This is a genomic window from Chryseobacterium sp. C3 (genome assembly GCF_014218905.1).
GTDB lineage: Bacteria > Bacteroidota > Bacteroidia > Flavobacteriales > Weeksellaceae > Chryseobacterium > Chryseobacterium mucoviscidosis.
The window spans coordinates 295,377-314,904 of sequence record NZ_JACLCU010000004.1; the positions used below are offsets into that span (position 1 = coordinate 295,377).

General features: G+C 37.7%; 14 protein-coding genes. 11 read left to right on the forward strand and 3 right to left on the reverse strand.

What is annotated here, in order from left to right:
* Positions 1-200: 200 nt before the first annotated feature.
* Genes uxaC through kduI form a run of 3 tightly spaced genes read right to left on the reverse strand, consistent with a single transcriptional unit; the run spans position 201 to position 3,243 of the window.
* Positions 201-1,598, reverse strand: coding sequence for a glucuronate isomerase (uxaC, locus tag H6W53_RS11180; RefSeq protein WP_185206829.1), 1,398 nt, complete (start codon positions 1,596-1,598; stop codon positions 201-203).
* Between the two features lie 16 nt (positions 1,599-1,614).
* Positions 1,615-2,397 carry a gluconate 5-dehydrogenase gene (locus tag H6W53_RS11185; RefSeq protein ID WP_087708877.1) on the reverse strand — a complete coding sequence of 261 codons (783 nt, stop codon included), beginning with the start codon at positions 2,395-2,397 and terminating at the stop codon, positions 1,615-1,617.
* 9 nt (positions 2,398-2,406) lie between these two features.
* Positions 2,407-3,243 (reverse strand): 5-dehydro-4-deoxy-D-glucuronate isomerase, encoded by an 837-nt coding sequence (gene kduI, locus H6W53_RS11190; protein ID WP_185206831.1) that lies wholly within the window; start codon positions 3,241-3,243, stop codon positions 2,407-2,409.
* 852 nt (positions 3,244-4,095) lie between these two features.
* Between kduI and H6W53_RS11195 the strand changes: the two genes are divergently transcribed.
* The 11 genes from H6W53_RS11195 (at position 4,096) to H6W53_RS11245 (ending at position 19,298) form a co-directional block, all read left to right on the forward strand.
* Entirely contained in the window at positions 4,096-7,107 is a 3,012-nt protein-coding gene (locus H6W53_RS11195) for a SusC/RagA family TonB-linked outer membrane protein (protein ID WP_185206833.1), read from the forward strand.
* A 10-nt stretch (positions 7,108-7,117) separates the two neighbouring features.
* Positions 7,118-8,950, forward strand: a complete 1,833-nt coding sequence (locus tag H6W53_RS11200; protein ID WP_185206835.1) for a RagB/SusD family nutrient uptake outer membrane protein — start codon at positions 7,118-7,120, stop codon at positions 8,948-8,950.
* Between the two features lie 80 nt (positions 8,951-9,030).
* Complete coding sequence (locus H6W53_RS11205; RefSeq protein WP_185206838.1) at positions 9,031-10,053, forward strand: pectinesterase family protein; 1,023 nt, start codon at positions 9,031-9,033, stop codon at positions 10,051-10,053.
* 34 nt (positions 10,054-10,087) lie between these two features.
* Positions 10,088-10,225, forward strand: a complete 138-nt coding sequence (locus H6W53_RS11210) for a hypothetical protein (protein WP_185206840.1) — start codon at positions 10,088-10,090, stop codon at positions 10,223-10,225.
* Between the two features lie 53 nt (positions 10,226-10,278).
* Positions 10,279-11,274 (forward strand): DUF4861 family protein, encoded by a 996-nt coding sequence (locus H6W53_RS11215; protein ID WP_185206842.1) that lies wholly within the window; start codon positions 10,279-10,281, stop codon positions 11,272-11,274.
* Between the two features lie 11 nt (positions 11,275-11,285).
* A complete protein-coding gene (locus tag H6W53_RS11220; protein WP_185206844.1) occupies positions 11,286-12,545 on the forward strand; it encodes a glycoside hydrolase family 105 protein in 1,260 nt (419 codons plus the stop codon).
* Positions 12,546-12,816: 271 nt separating this feature from the next.
* On the forward strand, positions 12,817-14,460 hold the full coding sequence (locus H6W53_RS11225) for a glycoside hydrolase 43 family protein (RefSeq protein ID WP_185206846.1): 1,644 nt from the start codon (positions 12,817-12,819) through the stop codon (positions 14,458-14,460).
* 124 nt (positions 14,461-14,584) lie between these two features.
* The gene (locus tag H6W53_RS11230; protein ID WP_185206848.1) at positions 14,585-15,418 is read left to right on the forward strand and encodes a rhamnogalacturonan acetylesterase; all 834 of its coding nucleotides are present in this window, start codon (positions 14,585-14,587) and stop codon (positions 15,416-15,418) included.
* Between the two features lie 4 nt (positions 15,419-15,422).
* Positions 15,423-17,090, forward strand: coding sequence for a glycoside hydrolase family 28 protein (locus H6W53_RS11235; RefSeq protein WP_185206850.1), 1,668 nt, complete (start codon positions 15,423-15,425; stop codon positions 17,088-17,090).
* 146 nt (positions 17,091-17,236) lie between these two features.
* The gene (locus tag H6W53_RS11240; RefSeq protein ID WP_185206853.1) at positions 17,237-18,145 is read left to right on the forward strand and encodes an alpha/beta hydrolase; all 909 of its coding nucleotides are present in this window, start codon (positions 17,237-17,239) and stop codon (positions 18,143-18,145) included.
* Positions 18,146-18,326: 181 nt separating this feature from the next.
* Complete coding sequence (locus H6W53_RS11245; protein ID WP_185206856.1) at positions 18,327-19,298, forward strand: pectinesterase family protein; 972 nt, start codon at positions 18,327-18,329, stop codon at positions 19,296-19,298.
* Positions 19,299-19,528 lie beyond the last annotated feature (230 nt).

Genomic DNA, 19,528 nt, shown 5'->3' on the forward strand with positions numbered 1-19,528 from the left:
AGAAAAATTAAGTGAGCTTCACTTTAAGTGATTTTGCTGAATTAAAATCTTTGATTTTACCTTAATCAAAACTTAACTTCTTAATTCTCCTTAATGGTTTAAATTTTTTTTTATGTCTCCCGCAGATTTAGCTGATGACGCAGATCATTTTAAATCTGCAAAATTTGCTCAATCTGCGAGAGATTTAATCTCATTTAAATTTAAAAATCAAAATAATTTTTAGCATTATGGTAACAGATATCGGAAATAATTTTTCCAATGTGTTCCATATCCTGTGGCAATTCGCCGTTTTTCATTTCTTCACCGAAAAGATTACAAAGCACTCTTCTGAAATATTCGTGTCTCGGGAATGATAAGAAGCTTCTTGAATCGGTTAACATTCCAACAAAACAGCTTATTAATCCCATGTTTGAAAGCGCATTCATCTGTTTGATCATTCCGTCTTTCTGGTCTAAAAACCACCATCCTGAACCAAATTGTACTTTTCCTTTAATGCTTCCATCGTTGAAATTTCCGATCATCGTTGCGAAAATTTCGTTGTCGGCAGGATTTAAATTGTATAAAATGGTCTTCGTTAATTTGTCTTTTCCGTCTAAAGCGTTTAATAATTTAGACAAAGTTTCAGCCTGAACGAAGTCACCGATAGAATCCCATCCTGTATCGGGACCCAGAATTCTGTGCATTCTTTCGTTATTGTTTCTCAAAGCTCCCAAATGGAACTGCTGAACCCAGCCAAATTTGTGATACGCTTCTCCTAAGAACAGTAAAATAGCAGTTTTAAACTGATTCACCTGTTTTTCGGCAATTACTTTTCCTGAAAGTTTATCATTGAAAATGGCACTTACTTCCGCTTCTGTAGCTTCTTCAAATGAAATATTGTTCAGTCCGTGATCGCACAGTCGGCATCCGTTTTCGTGGAAATATTCGATTCTTTTTAATAATGCATCGCACAAAGTCTGGTAAGAATTGATCTCAATTCCTGCCGATTCGCCTAATTTGGCAATATAATCTTCGAAATTGTGGTTTTCAATTAAAATCGCTTTATCCGGACGAAAAGCCGTGCTTACTTTTACTTTCCAGCCGCTTTTTGCCAAATCCTGATGATAATTCAAAATATCAGTCGGATCTTCTGTTGTACACAGAGATTCGACATTCATCATCTCCAGTAAACCTCTTGTTGATTTTTCGGGAGTCTGCAACTGAGCGTTGATGTTATTGTAAATTTCTGAAGCGTTGTTTTCATTCAGCAATTCATCAATTCCGAAATATCTTTTCAGTTCTAAATGCGTCCAGTGATACAGAGGATTTCTCAAAGTATACGGAACGGTTTTAGCCCAGGCTTCAAATTTTTCTTTATCTGAAGAATCTCCGGTAATGAATTTTTCGTTCACTCCCATGGTACGCATTGCTCTCCATTTGTAGTGATCGCCTGCAATCCAGACTTTAGAAATATTATCAAAAATGGTATTTTCTGCAATATCTTTAGGAATCAAATGATTATGATAATCTATGATCGGCTGCTTTTCTGCGTAGTTGAAGTATAATTCTTCAGCGTATTTATTCTGTAATAAAAAAGTATCTGTAATAAAAGATTTCATTCTTAAAGTTCTAGTGTTATTCATTAGCAGGCTTTCCGATGGTTGCTAAAATTCCGCCGTCAACGTAAATAATCTGTCCGTTGATGAACTTACTTGCATCTGAAGCTAAAAATATAGCCGTTCCTGCAAGGTCTTCCGGATTTCCCCATCTTCCTTCCGGAGTTCTGCTGATGATAAATTCGTTGAACGGATTTCCGTCCACTCTTATGGGTTCTGTCTGCGACGTTGCAAAATATCCGGGACCGATTCCGTTTACCTGAATATTATGTTTCGCCCATTCTGTTGCTAAATTTTTGGTGAGCATTTTAAGTCCGCCTTTTGCCGAAGCATAAGCAACGACGTTATCGCGTCCCAGCTCACTCATCATCGAACAGATGTTGATGATTTTTCCGGATTTTCTCTTGATCATGTATTTCCCCACTAATTTAGACATGATGAAAGGTCCGGTAAGGTCTACATCGATTACTTTTCTAAAGTCTTCCACCTCCATATCAATTGCCGGAATGCGTTTGATGATTCCTGCATTGTTTACAAGGATGTCTATTTTTCCATGAGCAGCTTCCATTAAGGCTACTTTCTGGGCGGCTTCCCGTTCGTCGGTTACATCGAAAATATATCCGGTTGCTTTGTATCCTTTGGAATGATAATATTCCAGTGCTTCGTCTAATTTTTTCGGTGTAGTACTTGTGATCGCCAGTTCGGCTCCCGCTGCGGCAAGACCTTCTGCCATTGCCATTCCCAATCCGTGAGTTCCGCCTGTAACAACGGCAACTTTACCGGATAAATCGAATAATTTCATGTAGAAAAATTACTTTAGTTCGTTAGTTTTTACAGCATCCATATCGCCATAGTCCATGTTTTCTCCCGCCATTCCCCAAATGAAAGTGTAATTGGAAGTTCCAACTCCTGAGTGAATGGACCATTCGGGAGAAAGTACGGCTTCGTTGTTTTTCATAAAGATATGACGCGTTTCATGAGGCTGACCCAGAAAATGACTTACCGCCTGACCTTCTTCCAGATCAAAATAGAAATAAGCTTCCATTCTTCTGGTGTGTGTATGAGAAGGCATCGTGTTCCAGACACTTCCTTCGTGCAGTTCCGTCATTCCCATCTGTAATTGGCAGGTTTCCAGTACGCTGTTCACAATCAGTTTATTAATTGTTCTTTTGTTTGCGTATTTTGTTTCGCCCAGTTCTACAATTTCAGCTTCGTTCTTTGTAATTTTCTTTGTAGGATACGAATGATGAGCGGACGCAGAATTGAAATAAAATAAAGTCTGCCCATCATTTCCGTTTTCAAAAACCACATCTTTGGCTCCTTTTCCGATGTATAGAGCTTCTTTGTTTGCCAGTTCGAAAACTTCGCCATCAACAGTTACCTTTCCGGCTGCCCCTACGTTGATGATTCCCAGTTCTCTTCTGTCAAGGAATTTTTCAGCCTTTAAATCGTCAGTCGGTTCCAGCTTCAATTGGCTTTTTACCGGCATTGCACCTCCGACAATCATTCTGTCGTACATAGAATACACTACATTGATCTGATCTTCATGGAATAAGTTATTCATGAGAAATTCCCTTCTTAAATCCTCTGTTGTATATTTTTTTACATCTTCGGGATGATGGGCGTAACGAAACTCAGATTTTGTCATCTTCTTTTATATTCATTTTTGCGGTTTTGATAAAACCGGTTAAACATTATGTAATCGATTGCATAAATCACACTAAAAACTTGTAGAAATACTTTCGGGATAAATATATAATTAATATTCAAATGATCAATAAAAATTTAATAAAATATTATAAAATACTATTTTTCAATACTTTAAATGATAAATTAAATCTATAAGTTACTTAATTACGATCAAAAATTTAATGATTATTTAACCAAATGTATACATCAGGAATTATCTAAAATTAAATTTGAAGATAAAAGTTGTTAGATTTTAACAATATTGATTTTGTAATAATAATTCAAAATCAATTTATTCTATACATATAATGCAGATAAAAATTATCACTGAAAAATTATAGGTAAATTCAGGCTCAAAAAACTGATAAAAATCAGTAAAATGTCAAATTTTGTAGTTCTTGATGATGAATTTGGGGAAATTTGAAGCTTAAAAATCGCTCATATTTTAAGTTTTTTTTAATTTATGTCATCATCAGAACAGAAAAATACGAACCCAAACCAAAAGATTATTAAACGAAATAATACACTGATTAACAATTATTTAATATTTAAAAATTAATTATAAATTACAGTAATTCTTTTCAAATTAATGAAAAAATAATATTTTTTTCTTTGCATATTCAAAAATAATATTAGTTTAGGAGCGATAATATTTTGAATTGAAAAATTACGCAATCGATTGCACTAAGGAAAGTGTATTTTTTCTGAAAATATAAACCACAAAAAACAGTAGAATACTTCCAAGATCCACCAATGAAGACAAAGATTGAAAAAAGACTTTCAACCAAAATTAAAACTATAAGGATACAAAATGGATAAAAAAGTACAATCAGTAAAGTGGTTATATCTAACTGTCTTTCTACTTCCTGTCCTTGCAATGGCTCAAGAAAAAGAAACGAAGGAAAAAGAAACCAAAATCGACGAAGTGGTTCTGGTGGGATACACAAAAGTTTCTAAAAAAGACGTTACCAATGCTGTTTCTTCTGTAAAAGCAGAAGCTATAAAAGATATGCCTTCTACTAATGCTGCTGAAGCAATACAGGGAAGAATGGCGGGAGTACAGGTTTCTCTGAGTGAAGGTTCACCGGGAGCCGATGTAGATATTGTGGTAAGAGGAGGAAACTCCATTACAGGGAGCAACGCTCCGCTATATATTGTAGACGGCGTACAGATGGATAATGCGCTTTCTATTCTTTCTCCGAAGGAAATTCAGTCGATCGAAGTTTTAAAAGATGCTTCTTCCACGAGTATTTACGGAGCAAGAGGAGCCAACGGTGTGGTTCTTATCACCACAAAAGGGGGGCGTAAGAGAGCAAAAACATCAATTAATTACAACGGATTTTTAGGGGTAAGAAAAATTCAGAATACGATTGATGTTCTGGATCCTTACCAATATGTTCTGTATCAGTATGAAGTATACAATAAGGGCGGTGTACAGACTGATATTGATGCATTCAAAGCGAGATACGGAACTTTTGCAGATCTGGAAAAATACAAATCTGTAAAAAAGAGAGATTGGCAGGATGAAGTTTTCGGAAGAGAAGCATTCAATTTTACGCATAATCTTTCCGTAACGGGAGGATCTGATAATTCTTCTTTCTCATTATCCTTAAATAATGTTCAGGAAGACGGAATTATGATCGGTTCAGGATTCAAAAGAAATATGGCAAACTTTAAGTATGATTATGATGTTTCGAAAAAAATCAGCATCACATTAAATGCCAGATACAGCCGCCAGATGATCTACGGAGCAGGAACTTCTTCCACCGGTTCGCAAAGTACCAACAGACTGAGAAATGCTGTGAGATATCAACCGTTTGAAGGCGGTTCCAATGTAAATGTAGATGAGTTCGATCCTTTATTTGCCAACGAAACCAACCTTGTAAACCCTATCCTTTTAGCGAACAGCGAGGTGAAAGAAAACGGAAGAAACGACCTCCTTTTAAATGGAATCATCGAATACAGAATCAATAAAGATTTCACTTTCAGAAGTGTGATCGGATATGTACAGAGAGATGAAATGGTGAATCAGTTTTCCGGACCGGTTACTTCTCTTGCAAGACAAAACAATGATCAGCCTGTTGTTTTTCTGAGCAAATCGCAATCCAGAAGAATTACGAATACCAATACATTAAATTTCAGAAAAACTTTCGGAAATCATAAGCTGGATCTATTGGCAGGACAGGAAACCGTAAAAACAGATGCAGAATCTTTAACGATGAACATCAAATGGTTCCCGAAATCTATCAGCGCAGAAGAGGCATTTGCTAATATTCAGGCGGCTTCTCCTCCATCGGGACAGGTTCAGGATATTCCGAAAACAAACGTTTTACCGGATCGTCTGGTTTCATTTTTTGCAAGAGCCAACTATATTTTTAACAACAAATATATCTTTACTGCTTCCATGAGAGCGGATGGTTCCAGTGTATTCGGACCCGGAAACCGATGGGGTTATTTTCCGGCGGCTTCAGTTGCATGGAAAGTAAATGAAGAAAATTTCCTGAAAGACAGTAAAGTAGTGAGCGAATTAAAACTTCGTGCAGGATACGGTTTATCCGGAAACAACAGAATACCAGCTTTTCTTTACAATACCTTTTTCTTAACCTCGTCAGATTACGGATATGCATTCGGGAACAATGTAACACCGGGAGCTACAACAGGAAATATTATGTCTAATCCTAATGTAAAGTGGGAATCCGCAGCTTCTAAAAATATCGGGGTAGATTTTGGATTATTCAACGGAAGAGTTTACGGAACGGTAGATGTTTATCAGACCGATACAAAAAATCTTTTATTGCTGGCTAAAATTCCTCAGACTTCAGGATATGAATACCAATATCAAAACTCGGGAAGTACATCCAATAAAGGAATTGAATTTTCTGTAGGCGCTGCGATCATCAACAAAGAAAACTTTAACTGGAAAATTGATGCGAATTTATCTTCCAACAAAAATGTGATTAAAAGTTTAGGAAACAGTGCTTCCGCAAGTGCAAATTCTTATCTATATCCTTCAGGATGGCAAAATAACCTGAACGATTTCCTTGTACAGGTCGGAAAACCGGTAGGAACATATTGGGGGTATATTACCGCAGGAAGATACGAAGTAAGCGATTTCGATTATAATCCTACCACTCAGGTTTATACTTTAAAAGCAGGAATTCCGAGTTCTGCAGCAGCAGCAAACGGAGCGAAAGCTGTACAGCCGGGAGATCTTAAACTTGCAGACCTTAACGGTGACGGAATTATCGATAATAAAGATATGACGGATCTGGGAAGCGCACAACCGAAGTTTTACGGAGGTTTCAACCAGACCTTCCGTTACAAAAACTGGGATATGAGCCTAATGTTCAATTTCTCTGTAGGAAATAAAGTATACAACGCAAACAAAATAGAATACTCTACACAGTATCTTTACCGGGACAACAATATGCTGGCTGAAGTTGCCAACCGATGGAGATGGTTTGATGATGCAGGAAATAAAGTGAATGATCCTACCGCTCTTGCCGCCTTAAACGCCAATACAACAGGATTTACACCACCTGCAGGAGCTTACTTCCTTCACTCGTATGCTATTGAAGACGGTTCTTTCCTAAGACTGAACAACGTTACGCTGGGATATTCTTTAGGAAAAGATTTCACCAAACAATTGGGATTATCCAATTTCAGATTGTATTTTACGATGAACAACCTGTTCACGATTACAGGTTATTCCGGATATGATCCGGAAGCCAACACGAGAAGAAATCCTTTAACACCAGGGGTAGATTATGCAGCGTATCCGCGAAGCAGATTTATTTTATCAGGAGTTGATATCACTTTTTAAACCTAATATTATGAAGAAAAATAAATTTTTAGCCATTCTTTTTTCTGTCATCGGAATATTTTCTCTGAATTCTCTTAATTCCTGCGAAGAATATTTAGATGTAGAAAGCTTATCCAATACTTCAGAAAAACAGCAGTTTGATTCCGCAGCAGACACCTTTTCTGCTTTAGTCGGAGTGTATAATGCAACCATGGGAGACAATACCTACGGACAGAGAATGAACCTGATTCTTTCTCAATCCGGAGACGACATGAGAACTTCGGGAGATTATAACGCAAACGACCGAAGAGGGGTAAGCTGTTTCGGAGCGATTCCAACAAATACAGAACTTTTAAGACCGTTTTTAGATACGTACGCAGGAATCGAAAGAGCCAATCTGGTGATTAAAAACATTCCGCTTTCTCCTGTGTATCAGACGGGTTCAGCGGCAGATAAAAAACTAATGGACAGATATTTGGGGGAAGCTTTAACTTTAAGAGCACACTTCTATCATGATCTGATCAAAAACTGGGGCGACGTTCCTTTTCAGGATGTTCCTTCTGCTGATCTTCCGAGCGTGTATCTGCCAAAAACAGACAGAGATGTTATTTATGATAAAATTCTGGACGATCTTTTAAAAGCGGAAAGTTTAGTTCCTTGGAGATCCGAAGGCGGAACCACCGCTCAGAGAATTTCGAAAGCAGCGGTAAAAGGATTACGAGCAAGAATTGCATTGGCAAGAGCCGGGTATTCATTAAGAAGAAGCCCACAACAGATGATGCAGGGTTCCAATCCTCAGAAATATTATCAGATTGCTTATGACGAATGTAAAGACATCATCAATTCCGGGCAGCATCAGTTGAATCCGAGTTATGAAGGATTATTCAGATCACTGCATACCAACAGCGCAGATACATCCAACGAAGTAATTTATGCTATCGGAGCTTTCGGGGGAAATTCCAGAACAGACAGTAAAATAGGATATTACAATGGTTTAAGACATGATGATACCGACTGGAAATCTTCCGGAGGAGTCAGCGCAATTCCTGTTTATTTTTATGAATTTACAAAGTATGACCTGAGAAGAGATGTAAATATTGCCATCTTCAGGGTAAATACTTCAAAACAGGAAGAGCTTCAGACTTCCATCAACTGGAACGACGGAAAATTCAGAAAATCGTGGACTTCCATCACCGGAACTTCGCAAAACCTTGGAATCGACTGGCCTTTGCTGAGATATGCAGATATTCTGTTAATGTTTGCCGAAGCCGATAATGAGCTTAATAACGGACCTTCTGCACAGGCAGTGAATGCAGTTCTTTCCGTAAGACAGAGAGCCTATGCAGGAAATTTAAGTCAGGTGGGAACCATTCCGACCGACAAAACAGGATTCTTTAATTATATCGTTAAAGAAAGACAACTGGAATTCGGAGGTGAAGGGCTTAGAAAATATGATCTGATCCGCTGGAATCTTTTAGAAACGAAAATCAACGAAACAAGAGCTAAACTTACCCAGTTTATGAACGGTACAGGAGCTTATGCCAACGTTCCGGAATACATCTTCTACAAAAAAGTAGCCTATAACAAAGACAGAACAGCACAGCAAAACGTTTCGGATATCGATTTCTACACAGCAACAGGAGTTGCCAAAGCAGATATTTTCTACAGCCCGAACCAAAGTGTTGCAACGCCTTCCGGATACACAAAAGTAAACTGGAGACTGGCGATGACGCAGCCTTACATCAGTGGAGATCCTGTGAAAAGTTATGCCTACTATTTCCAAGCCAACAGAAAGGAATTACTGCCGATTGCTTTAGACGTAATCAACTCCAATTATAATCTTACGCAGGATTATGGATATTAGAAAATAGTTCACATTCATATCAGAAAAATACAGGCTTCATCTCCAAAGTGGAGTCTGTATTTTAATCAAAAAAAATTTCAATGAAAGCTTCCTTTTTTCTTAAAAATTTAAATTCTTTTTTTGCTTTTCTGATCGTATTGCTCAGTTTTCTTTCTTTTAAAGCCAATGATAGAACCATCGTGGTTTCAAAAGACGGAAAAGGAAATTTTCCCACCATTCAGCAAGCCATCAATGCAGCAGAAAACGGATCTTCCGTAAGAACGAGAATTGTAGTAAAAGAAGGAATTTACAAAGAAAAAATTACCATTCCGGAAACAAAAGGCGCTATTTTGCTTGAAGGTGAAAATCCTGAAAAAACCATCATCACCTACGACGATTTTGCATCAAAAAAGAATCCGGAAGGAAAAGAATTCGGAACTACAGGTTCTTCAACGGTTTTTATTTATTCTAATGATTTTACGGCAAAAAACATTTCATTCGAAAACAGTTCAGGAAAAGTAGGACAGGCAGTTGCTGTTTTAACGACGGGCGACCGAATAGCTTTTGAAAACTGCAGATTCTTAGGAAATCAGGACACCTTGTATTTAAAAGGCGTTCAGGATTCATCAGACAAAACAAAACCTTCCAGAAATTATTTTAAAAACTGCTACATCGAAGGAACAACCGACTATATTTTCGGAGCCGGAACCGCTGTTTTTGAGGAGTGCATCATTTATTCCAAAGAATCGGCAAGCTATGTTACCGCAGCTTCTACTCCACAGGCAAACGAATTCGGATTTGTTTTTATTAATTCAGAAATAACAGGAAACGCAAGGGAAAATTCAGTCTATTTAGGAAGACCGTGGAGACCTTTTGCCAAGACCGTTTACCTCAATTGTGAAATAAATTCCACCATACAACCTGAAGGATGGCACAACTGGAACAAGCCCGATGCAGAAAAGACCACGTTCTATGCAGAATTTAACTCCAAAGGAAGCGGTTCAGATCACTCCAAAAGAGTATCATGGTCGTATCAGCTAGCCAAAACCGAGGCAAAAAAATATACAAGAGAACAGGTTTTAAAAGGAAAAGACAACTGGAATCCGCTACTAAATTTTAAGTAAATATTCTAAACACCACAATTTTTATAATGACGGAATGCCCAATGAATGGGAAATTAAAAACATACTGAATCCTGAAGTTGCCAATGCCAAAGGAAAAGATCTGGATAAAAACTATGACAATATTGAAGTTTACTTTAATGATCTCGTGAAAAATATAACCGGACAACAATAAAAGTAAATAACCATGAAAACTTTTATTGAAAACAGTGATCTAATAAAATGTATATGAAATTGAATGTATTTAAAATAATAGCTGCAGCAGTATTGGTGTCCTCAAATTTTCAGGCTCAGACATCTGTTATTCAAAAGATAAGAAGCAATCCTAAAGCTCCGTTCTGTTATGCAGAACTTGCAGTGAAAGAAGGCGGAAAATGGGAAGGCGACAAATACATCGGAGGAACTTTCAAAAACGTTCAGGAACTCACCATTCCGGAATCACATACCGATCATTCCACCTACATCAGATACGAAGGCATCGGTCTGGAAAACAACCAGATCGGATACCGCTTATATCTCGACTGGAGAAATGCAACAGATATTTTTGGTAAAAAAGTAAACACTCTGGTTTTACCGGAAGTCGGACAGGACGGTTTTGAATCGTATCATCACGATGCAGCTTGGGGACAGGATATTCTGAAATCCGGACGTACCATCGGAATTGGCTCCTACGGAAGATACGATGAGCAGAATGATTTTGTTGAAACATTTAAAATCGTAAAAAGTACCGACGCGAAAGTGGTGAATGAAAAAGAACAGTCTTACGCAACCATCGAATACAAAGGCTGGAAAACATGGGGTGATGCCATCGATCTTGCTTCAAAACTTACCATTTTCAATAAAGATCGTTTTGTAAAAGTGGATTTAAATCTCAGTAATTCTATTTCAGGGTTATGCACCGGAATTGTTGCCATAAAAAATATTCCGTTAAAACAGGGAATCAGTAAAAATAAAAAATGGGCTTACATCGCAACTTACGGTAACCAGACCGAAACCAAAAAAGACGACAATCTCGGAATGGCAGTCTTCTACTCTCTTGAAAGCTTTGATAAATATATAAAGACAAAATCTACGCATACCGTTGTTTTCAAGAAGACAAAAAACGTTTCCTATTACTTTTTAGGAGCATGGTCTCTGGAACCGAACGGTTTAAAAACAGAAGAAGCTTTCTATCAGGATTTAGATCAAAAACTGGAAATTTTAGATAAAAATAATCAACTTTAACGTTTACAATCATGAATTTCATTAATCAGCATATCAAACTATTCACACTGGTCGCTTTAAGTTCAGGAATCTTTTCAGCCTGTGCGCAGACAAAAACTCCGGTTAACGCTTCAATTCAGAAGCAATCTTCAAATTCCGGAAAAATAGTTCCCCTCAATCTGAAATGGTCCGAAAGAATGATGCTGTCCGAAATGCACCGTTTTCCTGAAGCATGGATGCTGGATTTCAGCAAAACTCCGAAATGGACGTATCCTACTGCCATTGTTCTGGATGGTGCAGAAAAACTGTATGCCAAAACAGGCAAAAAAGAATATTACAACTACATCAGCGAATTTGGCGAAAAGCTCATTCAGGAAGACGGAACCATCATTACCTATGAGCTTGATAAGTATAATATCGATATGCTGAACAGCGGAAACGTTCTCCTTTATCTTTACGAAAAAGAAAAAAAAGAAAAATACCTGAAAGCACTTCAAACCCTTCGTCTTCAGATAGACGGACAGCCAAGAACGAAAGAAGGCTCTTTCTGGCACAAAAAAATTTATCCTTATCAGGTTTGGCTGGATGGTTTATACATGGGAATGCCTTTCTACACGCATTATACACACGACTTCGTGAAAGGTGCCGATGCGGCAAAAGCATATGACGACATCCTTTTACAGTTCGATTCTGTTCAGGAGCATCTTCTCGATAAAAAAACAGGTCTTCTCTATCACGCATGGGACGAGAGCAAAAAAGAAGCTTGGGCAGACAAAGAAACCGGACTATCGCAGAATTTCTGGGGAAGAGCAATGGGATGGTACGGAATGGCAATGGTAGATGTTCTGGATTATCTGCCAAAAGATCATCCCGGAAGAGCCAAATTAATTTCTTACATCAAATCCTACACCGATGCCATCATTAAAGTTCAGGATAAAAACAGCGGACTGTGGTATCAGGTTTTGAATAAGGCAGGAGAAAAAGGGAATTACACCGAAGCAACCGCCTCATCCATGTTTGTTTACACCATCATCAAATCTGTGAACAACGGTTATTTGCCGAAATCCTATAAAACGTATGCTAAAAAAGGCTACGACGGAATTATTAAAAATTTAATCACTGTTGATGAAAACGGAGTGGTAAATTTAAATAAATGCTGTGCTGTTGCAGGTTTGGGCGGAAAACCTTATCGTGACGGTTCTTACGAATATTACATTAATGAAGAAATCCGTTCCAATGATGCCAAAGGAACAGGGCCATTCATTCTGGCAAGTCTGGAGTTTGAAAAATAATACTTAAAACCATTAAGTCATTAAGGTTAAATCTATCATTTTAAAACAGAAAACTTAAAGTATAGCTAATCTTAACTACACTAAACTCCTTAATAAATCTTAATGGTTAAAAAATGTTCTTATGTAATTTCAAAAACTATCATTTGCTGAGTGAATAGTTTATGCTGAGCTTGTCGAAGAACCTTTGCGATCGAAAAATATGAAGTAAGCCATAAAAAAAAATCTTTCCGCTCATGGCGTTAAAATTTAAACCAGATTAAAAATCTGATTTATGAAAACAAAAAACATTTTAAATATATTTTCAATAGCCATTTTTTCCCTTGCATCAAATTATTTGAGCGCACAGGAAAAAAACTACGTTTCCGAAGTATGGACTGCCGATCAGGGAAAAAACTACAGAAACCCTGTTCTGTACGCAGATTATTCCGATCCGGACGTGATTCGTGTGGGAGATGATTATTACATGACGGCTTCAAGCTTCAATGAAACTCCCGGTTTGCCGATTCTTCATTCAAAAGATATGGTGAACTGGAAACTGGTGAATTATGCCATTCAGGATATTCTGCCGAAAGAGCATTTTTCAACCCCAAAACGAGGCGACGGAGTCTGGGCTCCGAGTATGAGATTTCACAACGGCGAATTTTATATTTACTGGGGCGATCCCGATTTCGGAATCTATATGGTAAAAACCAAAGATCCGCTGGGAAAATGGGACGAACCCGTTTTAGTAATGGAAGGAAAAGGACTGATAGATTCCTGTCCATTCTGGGATGAAGACGGAAATGCCTATCTGGTTCACGGCTGGGCGGGAAGCCGAGCCGGAGTAAAAAGCATTTTAACATTAAATAAAATGAATCCGGAAGGAACAAAAATACTGGATAAAGGCGTTCATGTTTTCGATGGTCACGATGCTCATCCCACCGTTGAAGGTCCCAAAATGTATAAAAGAAACGGCTATTACTATATTTTTGCTCCGGCGGGCGGCGTTGCCACAGGTTGGCAATTGGTTCTGAGATCAAAAAATATATACGGACCTTACGAAGAAAAAATTGTGCTGGAACAGGGTTCCACAAAAATAAACGGGCCGCATCAGGGAGCGTGGGTAGATACACCTTCAGGAGAAGACTGGTTTTATCACTTTCAGGATGTGGATGCGGGAGGAAGAATTATCCATCTGCAACCTGTGAAGTGGGAAAAAGACTGGCCTTTCATCGGAATTGACCATAATAAAAACGGAATTGGCGAACCTGTTTTAACGTATAAAAAACCAAACGTAGGACAATCCTATCCTATCGTTACCCCGCCCGAAACCGATGAATTTGATGGTGAAAAATTAGGATTACAATGGCAATGGAGTGCAAATGAAAATATCGTATGGTCTTCCAAGCTTCCCGGACAGAAGTTTTTAAGATTATTCTCCATAAAAGTTCCCGAAAGCGAAAACAACCTTTGGAATGTACCGAATCTGTTAACTCAGAAATTTCCGGCTCCCAATTTTGCAGCTTCCACAAAAGTAAAATTAACCCCCGAAGATGCCAAAGAAGGAAAAACTGCAGGACTTTTAGTGATGGGACTCGATCATCAGTCCATCGTCATTACCAACAAATCTGATGGATTTTATGTACAGTTAAGAAGAGCCGAAAAAGCAGATAAAGGCGGCGAAGAAAAGATTTTATTTGAAACAAAATTAAAAAACAACGAAGTCTATCTGAAAGTAAATGTAAACGAACCGAATGGTTTATGCCAGTTCAGCTACAGCGAAAACGGAAAAAATTTCATCAAAACAGGTGATCTTTTTCAGGCAAAACCCGGAAAATGGATCGGAGCCAAAATTGGACTGTACAGCATCAGTACATCGAAAGCACCTAGAGGCGGATACGCCGATTTTGACTGGTTCAGAATCACCAAGAATTAATTTTTATTTGATTTAAAAAATCTGCGCCATCTGCAAGATCTGTTACCGAAAAATAATAATCAGATTCTTCACTACATTTCATTTCGTTCAGAATGACAGTGTAGATAAAAATTTAGTTAAAATCATGAACAGAAAAATATATAATATAGTTTCATTTTTAATCGTCGTTTTGCTGTTGTCGGGATGCAAGTCTCAGAACACTACAGCAGCAAAACACGTTAAAAAGATTACCCATATTTATCTCATCGGAGATTCTACCGTGGCAGATTACACCGGAAACTACGAACCCGGAAAAGATTATATGAAAGTAAGATATCCCATTACAGGATGGGGACAGGTTTTTCAGCCGTTTTTTGCGAAAGACAGTTTGGCTTTTTTAAAACCTGCCATTTCAACGGACTCTGTGGAGATTATTGACAAAGCGCATGGTGGAAGAAGTACACGAACGTTTTTTCAGGAAGGAAGATGGAGAAATGTCTACGAACATTTGCAGCCGGGTGATTATGTCATCATCCAGTTTGGACATAACGACAGTTCTGAAAAACATCCGGAACGGTACGTAAACATTCAGGGATACAAAGAATTTTTAAGATTATTTGTAACGCAGACGAAGCAGAAAGGAGCAAATCCTGTTATTTTAACTCCCGTTGCCAGAAATTATCCATGGAAAGACGGAAAACTGGAAAATGTACACGGAGAATACAGCAAAGCTCCTATTGAAATTGCTAAAGAAATGAACGTTCCGTATATTGATCTGAATACATTATCTATGGAATATTTTACTGGAAAAGGACAGGATTTTACCACAACTCATTACTTTATGAATCTTCCGGAAAATGTATACGAAGCCTATCCCAAAGGTCAGAAAGACAACACTCATTTTCAGCCAGAAGGAGCAAAAGTAGTAGCATCCATTGTTTATCAGGAATTTAAAAAAATAATTAAAACTCAAAAATAATAAAATGAAGAAGACTTTTAAAGTGATCGGTTTAGCAGCAGCAATGCTATTTTCAGGGCAAATCTGTGCTCAGAATTCTGATATTTATAAAAATATTGAGTTTAAAATGCCGCAGGTTGCAGAAACTTCTTTTGCATCCAACACCGTTTCCATCACACAATACGGCGGAATTGCGGGCGGAAATGTAAAAAATACAGAAGCTTTTAAAAAAGCAATCGAAGATCTGAGCAAAAAAGGAGGCGGAAAATTAGTCGTTCCCCGAGGAATGTGGCTTACCGGTCCCATCGTCTTGAAAAGCAATATCAATCTTCACGTAGAGGAAGGTGCGATGATTATCTTCAGCAAAGATAAAAATGATTATCCGTTGGTAGATGTAAGTTTCGAAGGATTGAATACCACGCGTTGCCAGTCTCCTATTTCGGCAAAAAATGCAACAAATATTGCCATTACAGGAAAAGGAATAATCGACGGAAGTGGCGAAGCATGGAGAGCCATCAAAAAAAGCAAAGTGTCTGAATCTGAATGGAAAGAAATTGTAAAATCCGGCGGAATTGTATCTTCGGACGGCAAAAACTGGTATCCTTCGGAAAGCTATAAAAAAGGATTGGAAAGCAGCTCCCACTTCAATGTTCCCGACAAGATTTCCAAAGAGGAACTGATTACAGTGAAAGATTTTCTCCGTCCGGTAATGGTAAGTCTGGTGGAATGCGACAAAGTTTTGCTGGACGGACCTACATTTCAGAATTCTCCGGCATGGAATCTTCATCCTTTGATGTGTTCCAATGTCATTTTAAGGAATCTTACCATCCGAAACCCATGGTTTTCTCAAAATGGAGACGGTCTGGATCTGGAATCCTGCAAAAATGTTCTGATCTACGACAATACGTTTGATGTGGGAGACGATGCCATCTGTATAAAATCCGGAAAAGACAAAGACGGAAGAAAAAGAGGAATGCCGACTGAAAATGTCATCATTAAAAACAATATTGTGTACCACGGTCATGGAGGTTTCGTTATTGGCAGTGAAATGTCGGGTGGAGCAAGAAATATCCACGTTTCAGACTGTACTTTCATCGGAACAGATATCGGGCTCCGTTTCAAAACCACGCGCGGAAGAGGAGGAATTGTGGAAAATATTTACATTAAAAATATTGATATGATTAATATTCCGACTCAGGTAATCGGTTTCAATATGTTCTACGAAGGTGCATCTCCGGTTCTGGAAGACGGGCAGAAACAGGAAGGCAACGAAGCTCCGGAAAAAATATATCCCGTAACGGAAGAAACACCAGTTTTCAGAAATATTTTCTTTAAAAACATTACAGCAGCCAATTCCGATGAAGCGATTACTTTATTCGGTTTAGCTGAAATGAATCTTAAAAATATTGTGATTGAAGATTCTCAGTTTAATACCAGAAAAGCTTTAACCATAGTAGATGCAGACGGAATTCAGTTAAAAAATGTAAAGCTGAAATATTCCGAAGGAACGGGAGCAACGATCTACAACAGTAAAAACATCAATCTTTCAACCGTGAAGTTTGATTCTGCAAATAAACCTGTTATAAAAGTGTTAGGAAATAAAACAGGTGCAGTCTTATTACCAAAAGAAATTACGTCTGATAAAAATGCACTTTCTATCGGAACGGATGTATCGAAAAATGCAGTTAAATAGTGTATCAATAATTTAAACCATTAAGATCAATTAAGCTGTTAAGACAGGTAAGATCGCTTTATTTTAAGATAAAATCATACTGATTTTCTTAATAAAACTTAACCTCTTCAATCTCCTTAATGGTTTAAAATTTAAAATTTGACAACATGATTTTTAACAGAAAACATACTTATATTTCTATTTTTTTTATGGGGACAATGGCATTCGGACAAATAAATCGACCGAATGCTACTCCCTATACCAACGAAGGAACATTGGAAAAATTCAAAAAAAAATATTCGTTTGTAACTCCGATTGACCGTCCGGTTCCTCAAAATATCAGAATAGATAAAGACGCAGAATATAAAAACATCAACGGAATTTCTCTGAAAGCGGATGTGTATTATCCTTTAGATCAGAACAAAAAATATCCCGGAATTGCGATGGTTCACGGTGGCGGATGGATTTCAGGAAGTAAGGAAAACGAAAAATTCATGGCTATGGAACTCGCTTCAAAGGGTTATGTGGTAATTGCCATCGGTTATCGTCTGGCTGATGTTGCGAAATTTCCTGCCGGAGTGGAAGACATCGAAACCGGAATTCAATGGCTGAAGAAAAACAGTAAAAAATATTCTTTAGACCGAAAGAAAATAGCGGTTCTGGGAGAATCTGCCGGAGCGCAGATCGCCACTTTGGTCGGTGTAAAATCAAAAAATAAAGTTCAGGCAATTGTAAATGTAGACGGCATTGTTTCTTTTATTCATCCCGAAGCGGAAGAAAGCACTTACGCCTCGTATTGGCTGAACGGAGACAGAGAAAGCAATTTAAAAAACTGGACAGCCGCTTCTCCCTTGGAATTTGTGGATAAAAATACCCCTCCTACTCTTTTCATCAACAGTTCGCAGACAAGATTTCATGCCGGAAGAGACGATATGATGAAAAAACTGAAGAGTTATAAAATTCCGACAGAGTTTCATGAGATTAAAGATACGCCACACTCCTTTTGGTCGGCAGAACCATGGTTTACGGAAACACTGAATTTGACATTGGATTTTTTAGATAAAGTTTTGAAATAGTGATCTTAAACGCAAAGTTTTTATTAATAGATATGTTAAATTTTAAGGAGCAAAGATGAATCAACAAGTTGATTTGATGAAGTTATCGTCATAGCTTCGCGAAGCAAATTTTATTTGCCTTTGCTCCCTAAAAATTATGAGGCTTTATAAAAATCTTTGCGTCAAAAAAATAATTCAAACTATGAAAAAATTATTTTTAATCTTTCTCATTTCGATGGCAAATTTTATGTTTGCAGCAAATGATCCGTACATCAAAATTACTGTTGCAAAAGACGGAAGCGGAGATTTCACCTCAATTCAGAAAGCTATTAATTCCATTCGAGATTTAGGACCGGAAGAAGCTTTGATCTTGATAAAATCCGGAACGTACCATGAAAAAGTGGTGATTCCTTCTTCAAAACATAAAATTACGTTGGAAGGCGAAAATAAAGACAATACCATAATTACCAACAATGATTTTTCAGGAAAACGGGATTCTTTCAATGAAAAGATGACCACGTTTAATTCTTATACGTTACTGGTGATGGGAGATGACATAAAAATCAGCAATATAACGATTCAGAATACGTCCTGTAATGAAGGACAGGCGGTTTCACTTCATGTGGAAGGTGACCGTTTTATCATTAAAAATTCGATCATTTCAGGTTGTCAGGACACCGTTTATGCCGCAACCAATCACAGCAGACAATATTTTGAAAACTGTTTGATCGAAGGAACCACTGATTTTATTTTCGGACAGGCTACCGTTGTTTTTAAGAACTGTACGATTAAAAGTTTAGCCGATTCGTTCATCACGGCAGCCGCAACAGAAGCGGACAGAAAGTACGGTTTCGTGTTCTTCGACTGTACATTAACTGCGAAAGAAGGCATTACCAAAGTGTATTTAGGGAGACCTTGGAGACCTTACGCAAAAACGGTTTTCATCAATACTGAAATGGGAAAACATATTCTTCCCGAAGGCTGGAATCCGTGGAAAGGCGACAAAATGTTTCCTGATAAAGAAAAAACAGCCTATTACGCAGAATTCAGAAGCAAAGGAAAAGGCGGAAATACTTCGAAGCGCGTAAACTGGTCGCATCAGCTCACAAAAAAAGATCTGAAAAATTATACGCCGGAAAAAATTTTTGATGGCTGGAATCCTCAACATAAGTAATGAGTAATTAATAATGAGTAATGATTACCATTCGCTAAATCGACATAGGAAAATGGAGCGTTAAGAAAATTAATTCTGTGAACGTTAAGAAAATTCTATTGTTTGAGCGCGACCAAAATACTGAATAAAAAGACAAACATCAAATTCGCGCGAGTTCTAGGATTTTTAGTGAATAGAAATAATTTTTAGCGGAAGTTTCCAGGTCTTGAACTTTTGATTCTTTTGTTTCC

Coding starts and splice junctions, on each gene's coding strand:
- H6W53_RS11230 (WP_185206848.1), top strand. CDS start 14,585: ATGAACAGAAAAATATATAATATAGTTTCATTTTTAATCGTCGTTTTG.
- H6W53_RS11225 (WP_185206846.1), top strand. CDS start 12,817: ATGAAAACAAAAAACATTTTAAATATATTTTCAATAGCCATTTTTTCC.
- H6W53_RS11210 (WP_185206840.1), top strand. CDS start 10,088: ATGCCCAATGAATGGGAAATTAAAAACATACTGAATCCTGAAGTTGCC.
- H6W53_RS11205 (WP_185206838.1), top strand. CDS start 9,031: ATGAAAGCTTCCTTTTTTCTTAAAAATTTAAATTCTTTTTTTGCTTTT.
- H6W53_RS11195 (WP_185206833.1), top strand. CDS start 4,096: ATGGATAAAAAAGTACAATCAGTAAAGTGGTTATATCTAACTGTCTTT.
- H6W53_RS11245 (WP_185206856.1), top strand. CDS start 18,327: ATGAAAAAATTATTTTTAATCTTTCTCATTTCGATGGCAAATTTTATG.
- kduI (WP_185206831.1), bottom strand. CDS start 3,243: ATGACAAAATCTGAGTTTCGTTACGCCCATCATCCCGAAGATGTAAAA.
- H6W53_RS11220 (WP_185206844.1), top strand. CDS start 11,286: ATGAATTTCATTAATCAGCATATCAAACTATTCACACTGGTCGCTTTA.
- H6W53_RS11215 (WP_185206842.1), top strand. CDS start 10,279: ATGAAATTGAATGTATTTAAAATAATAGCTGCAGCAGTATTGGTGTCC.
- H6W53_RS11240 (WP_185206853.1), top strand. CDS start 17,237: ATGATTTTTAACAGAAAACATACTTATATTTCTATTTTTTTTATGGGG.
- H6W53_RS11185 (WP_087708877.1), bottom strand. CDS start 2,397: ATGAAATTATTCGATTTATCCGGTAAAGTTGCCGTTGTTACAGGCGGA.
- H6W53_RS11200 (WP_185206835.1), top strand. CDS start 7,118: ATGAAGAAAAATAAATTTTTAGCCATTCTTTTTTCTGTCATCGGAATA.
- H6W53_RS11235 (WP_185206850.1), top strand. CDS start 15,423: ATGAAGAAGACTTTTAAAGTGATCGGTTTAGCAGCAGCAATGCTATTT.
- uxaC (WP_185206829.1), bottom strand. CDS start 1,598: ATGAAATCTTTTATTACAGATACTTTTTTATTACAGAATAAATACGCT.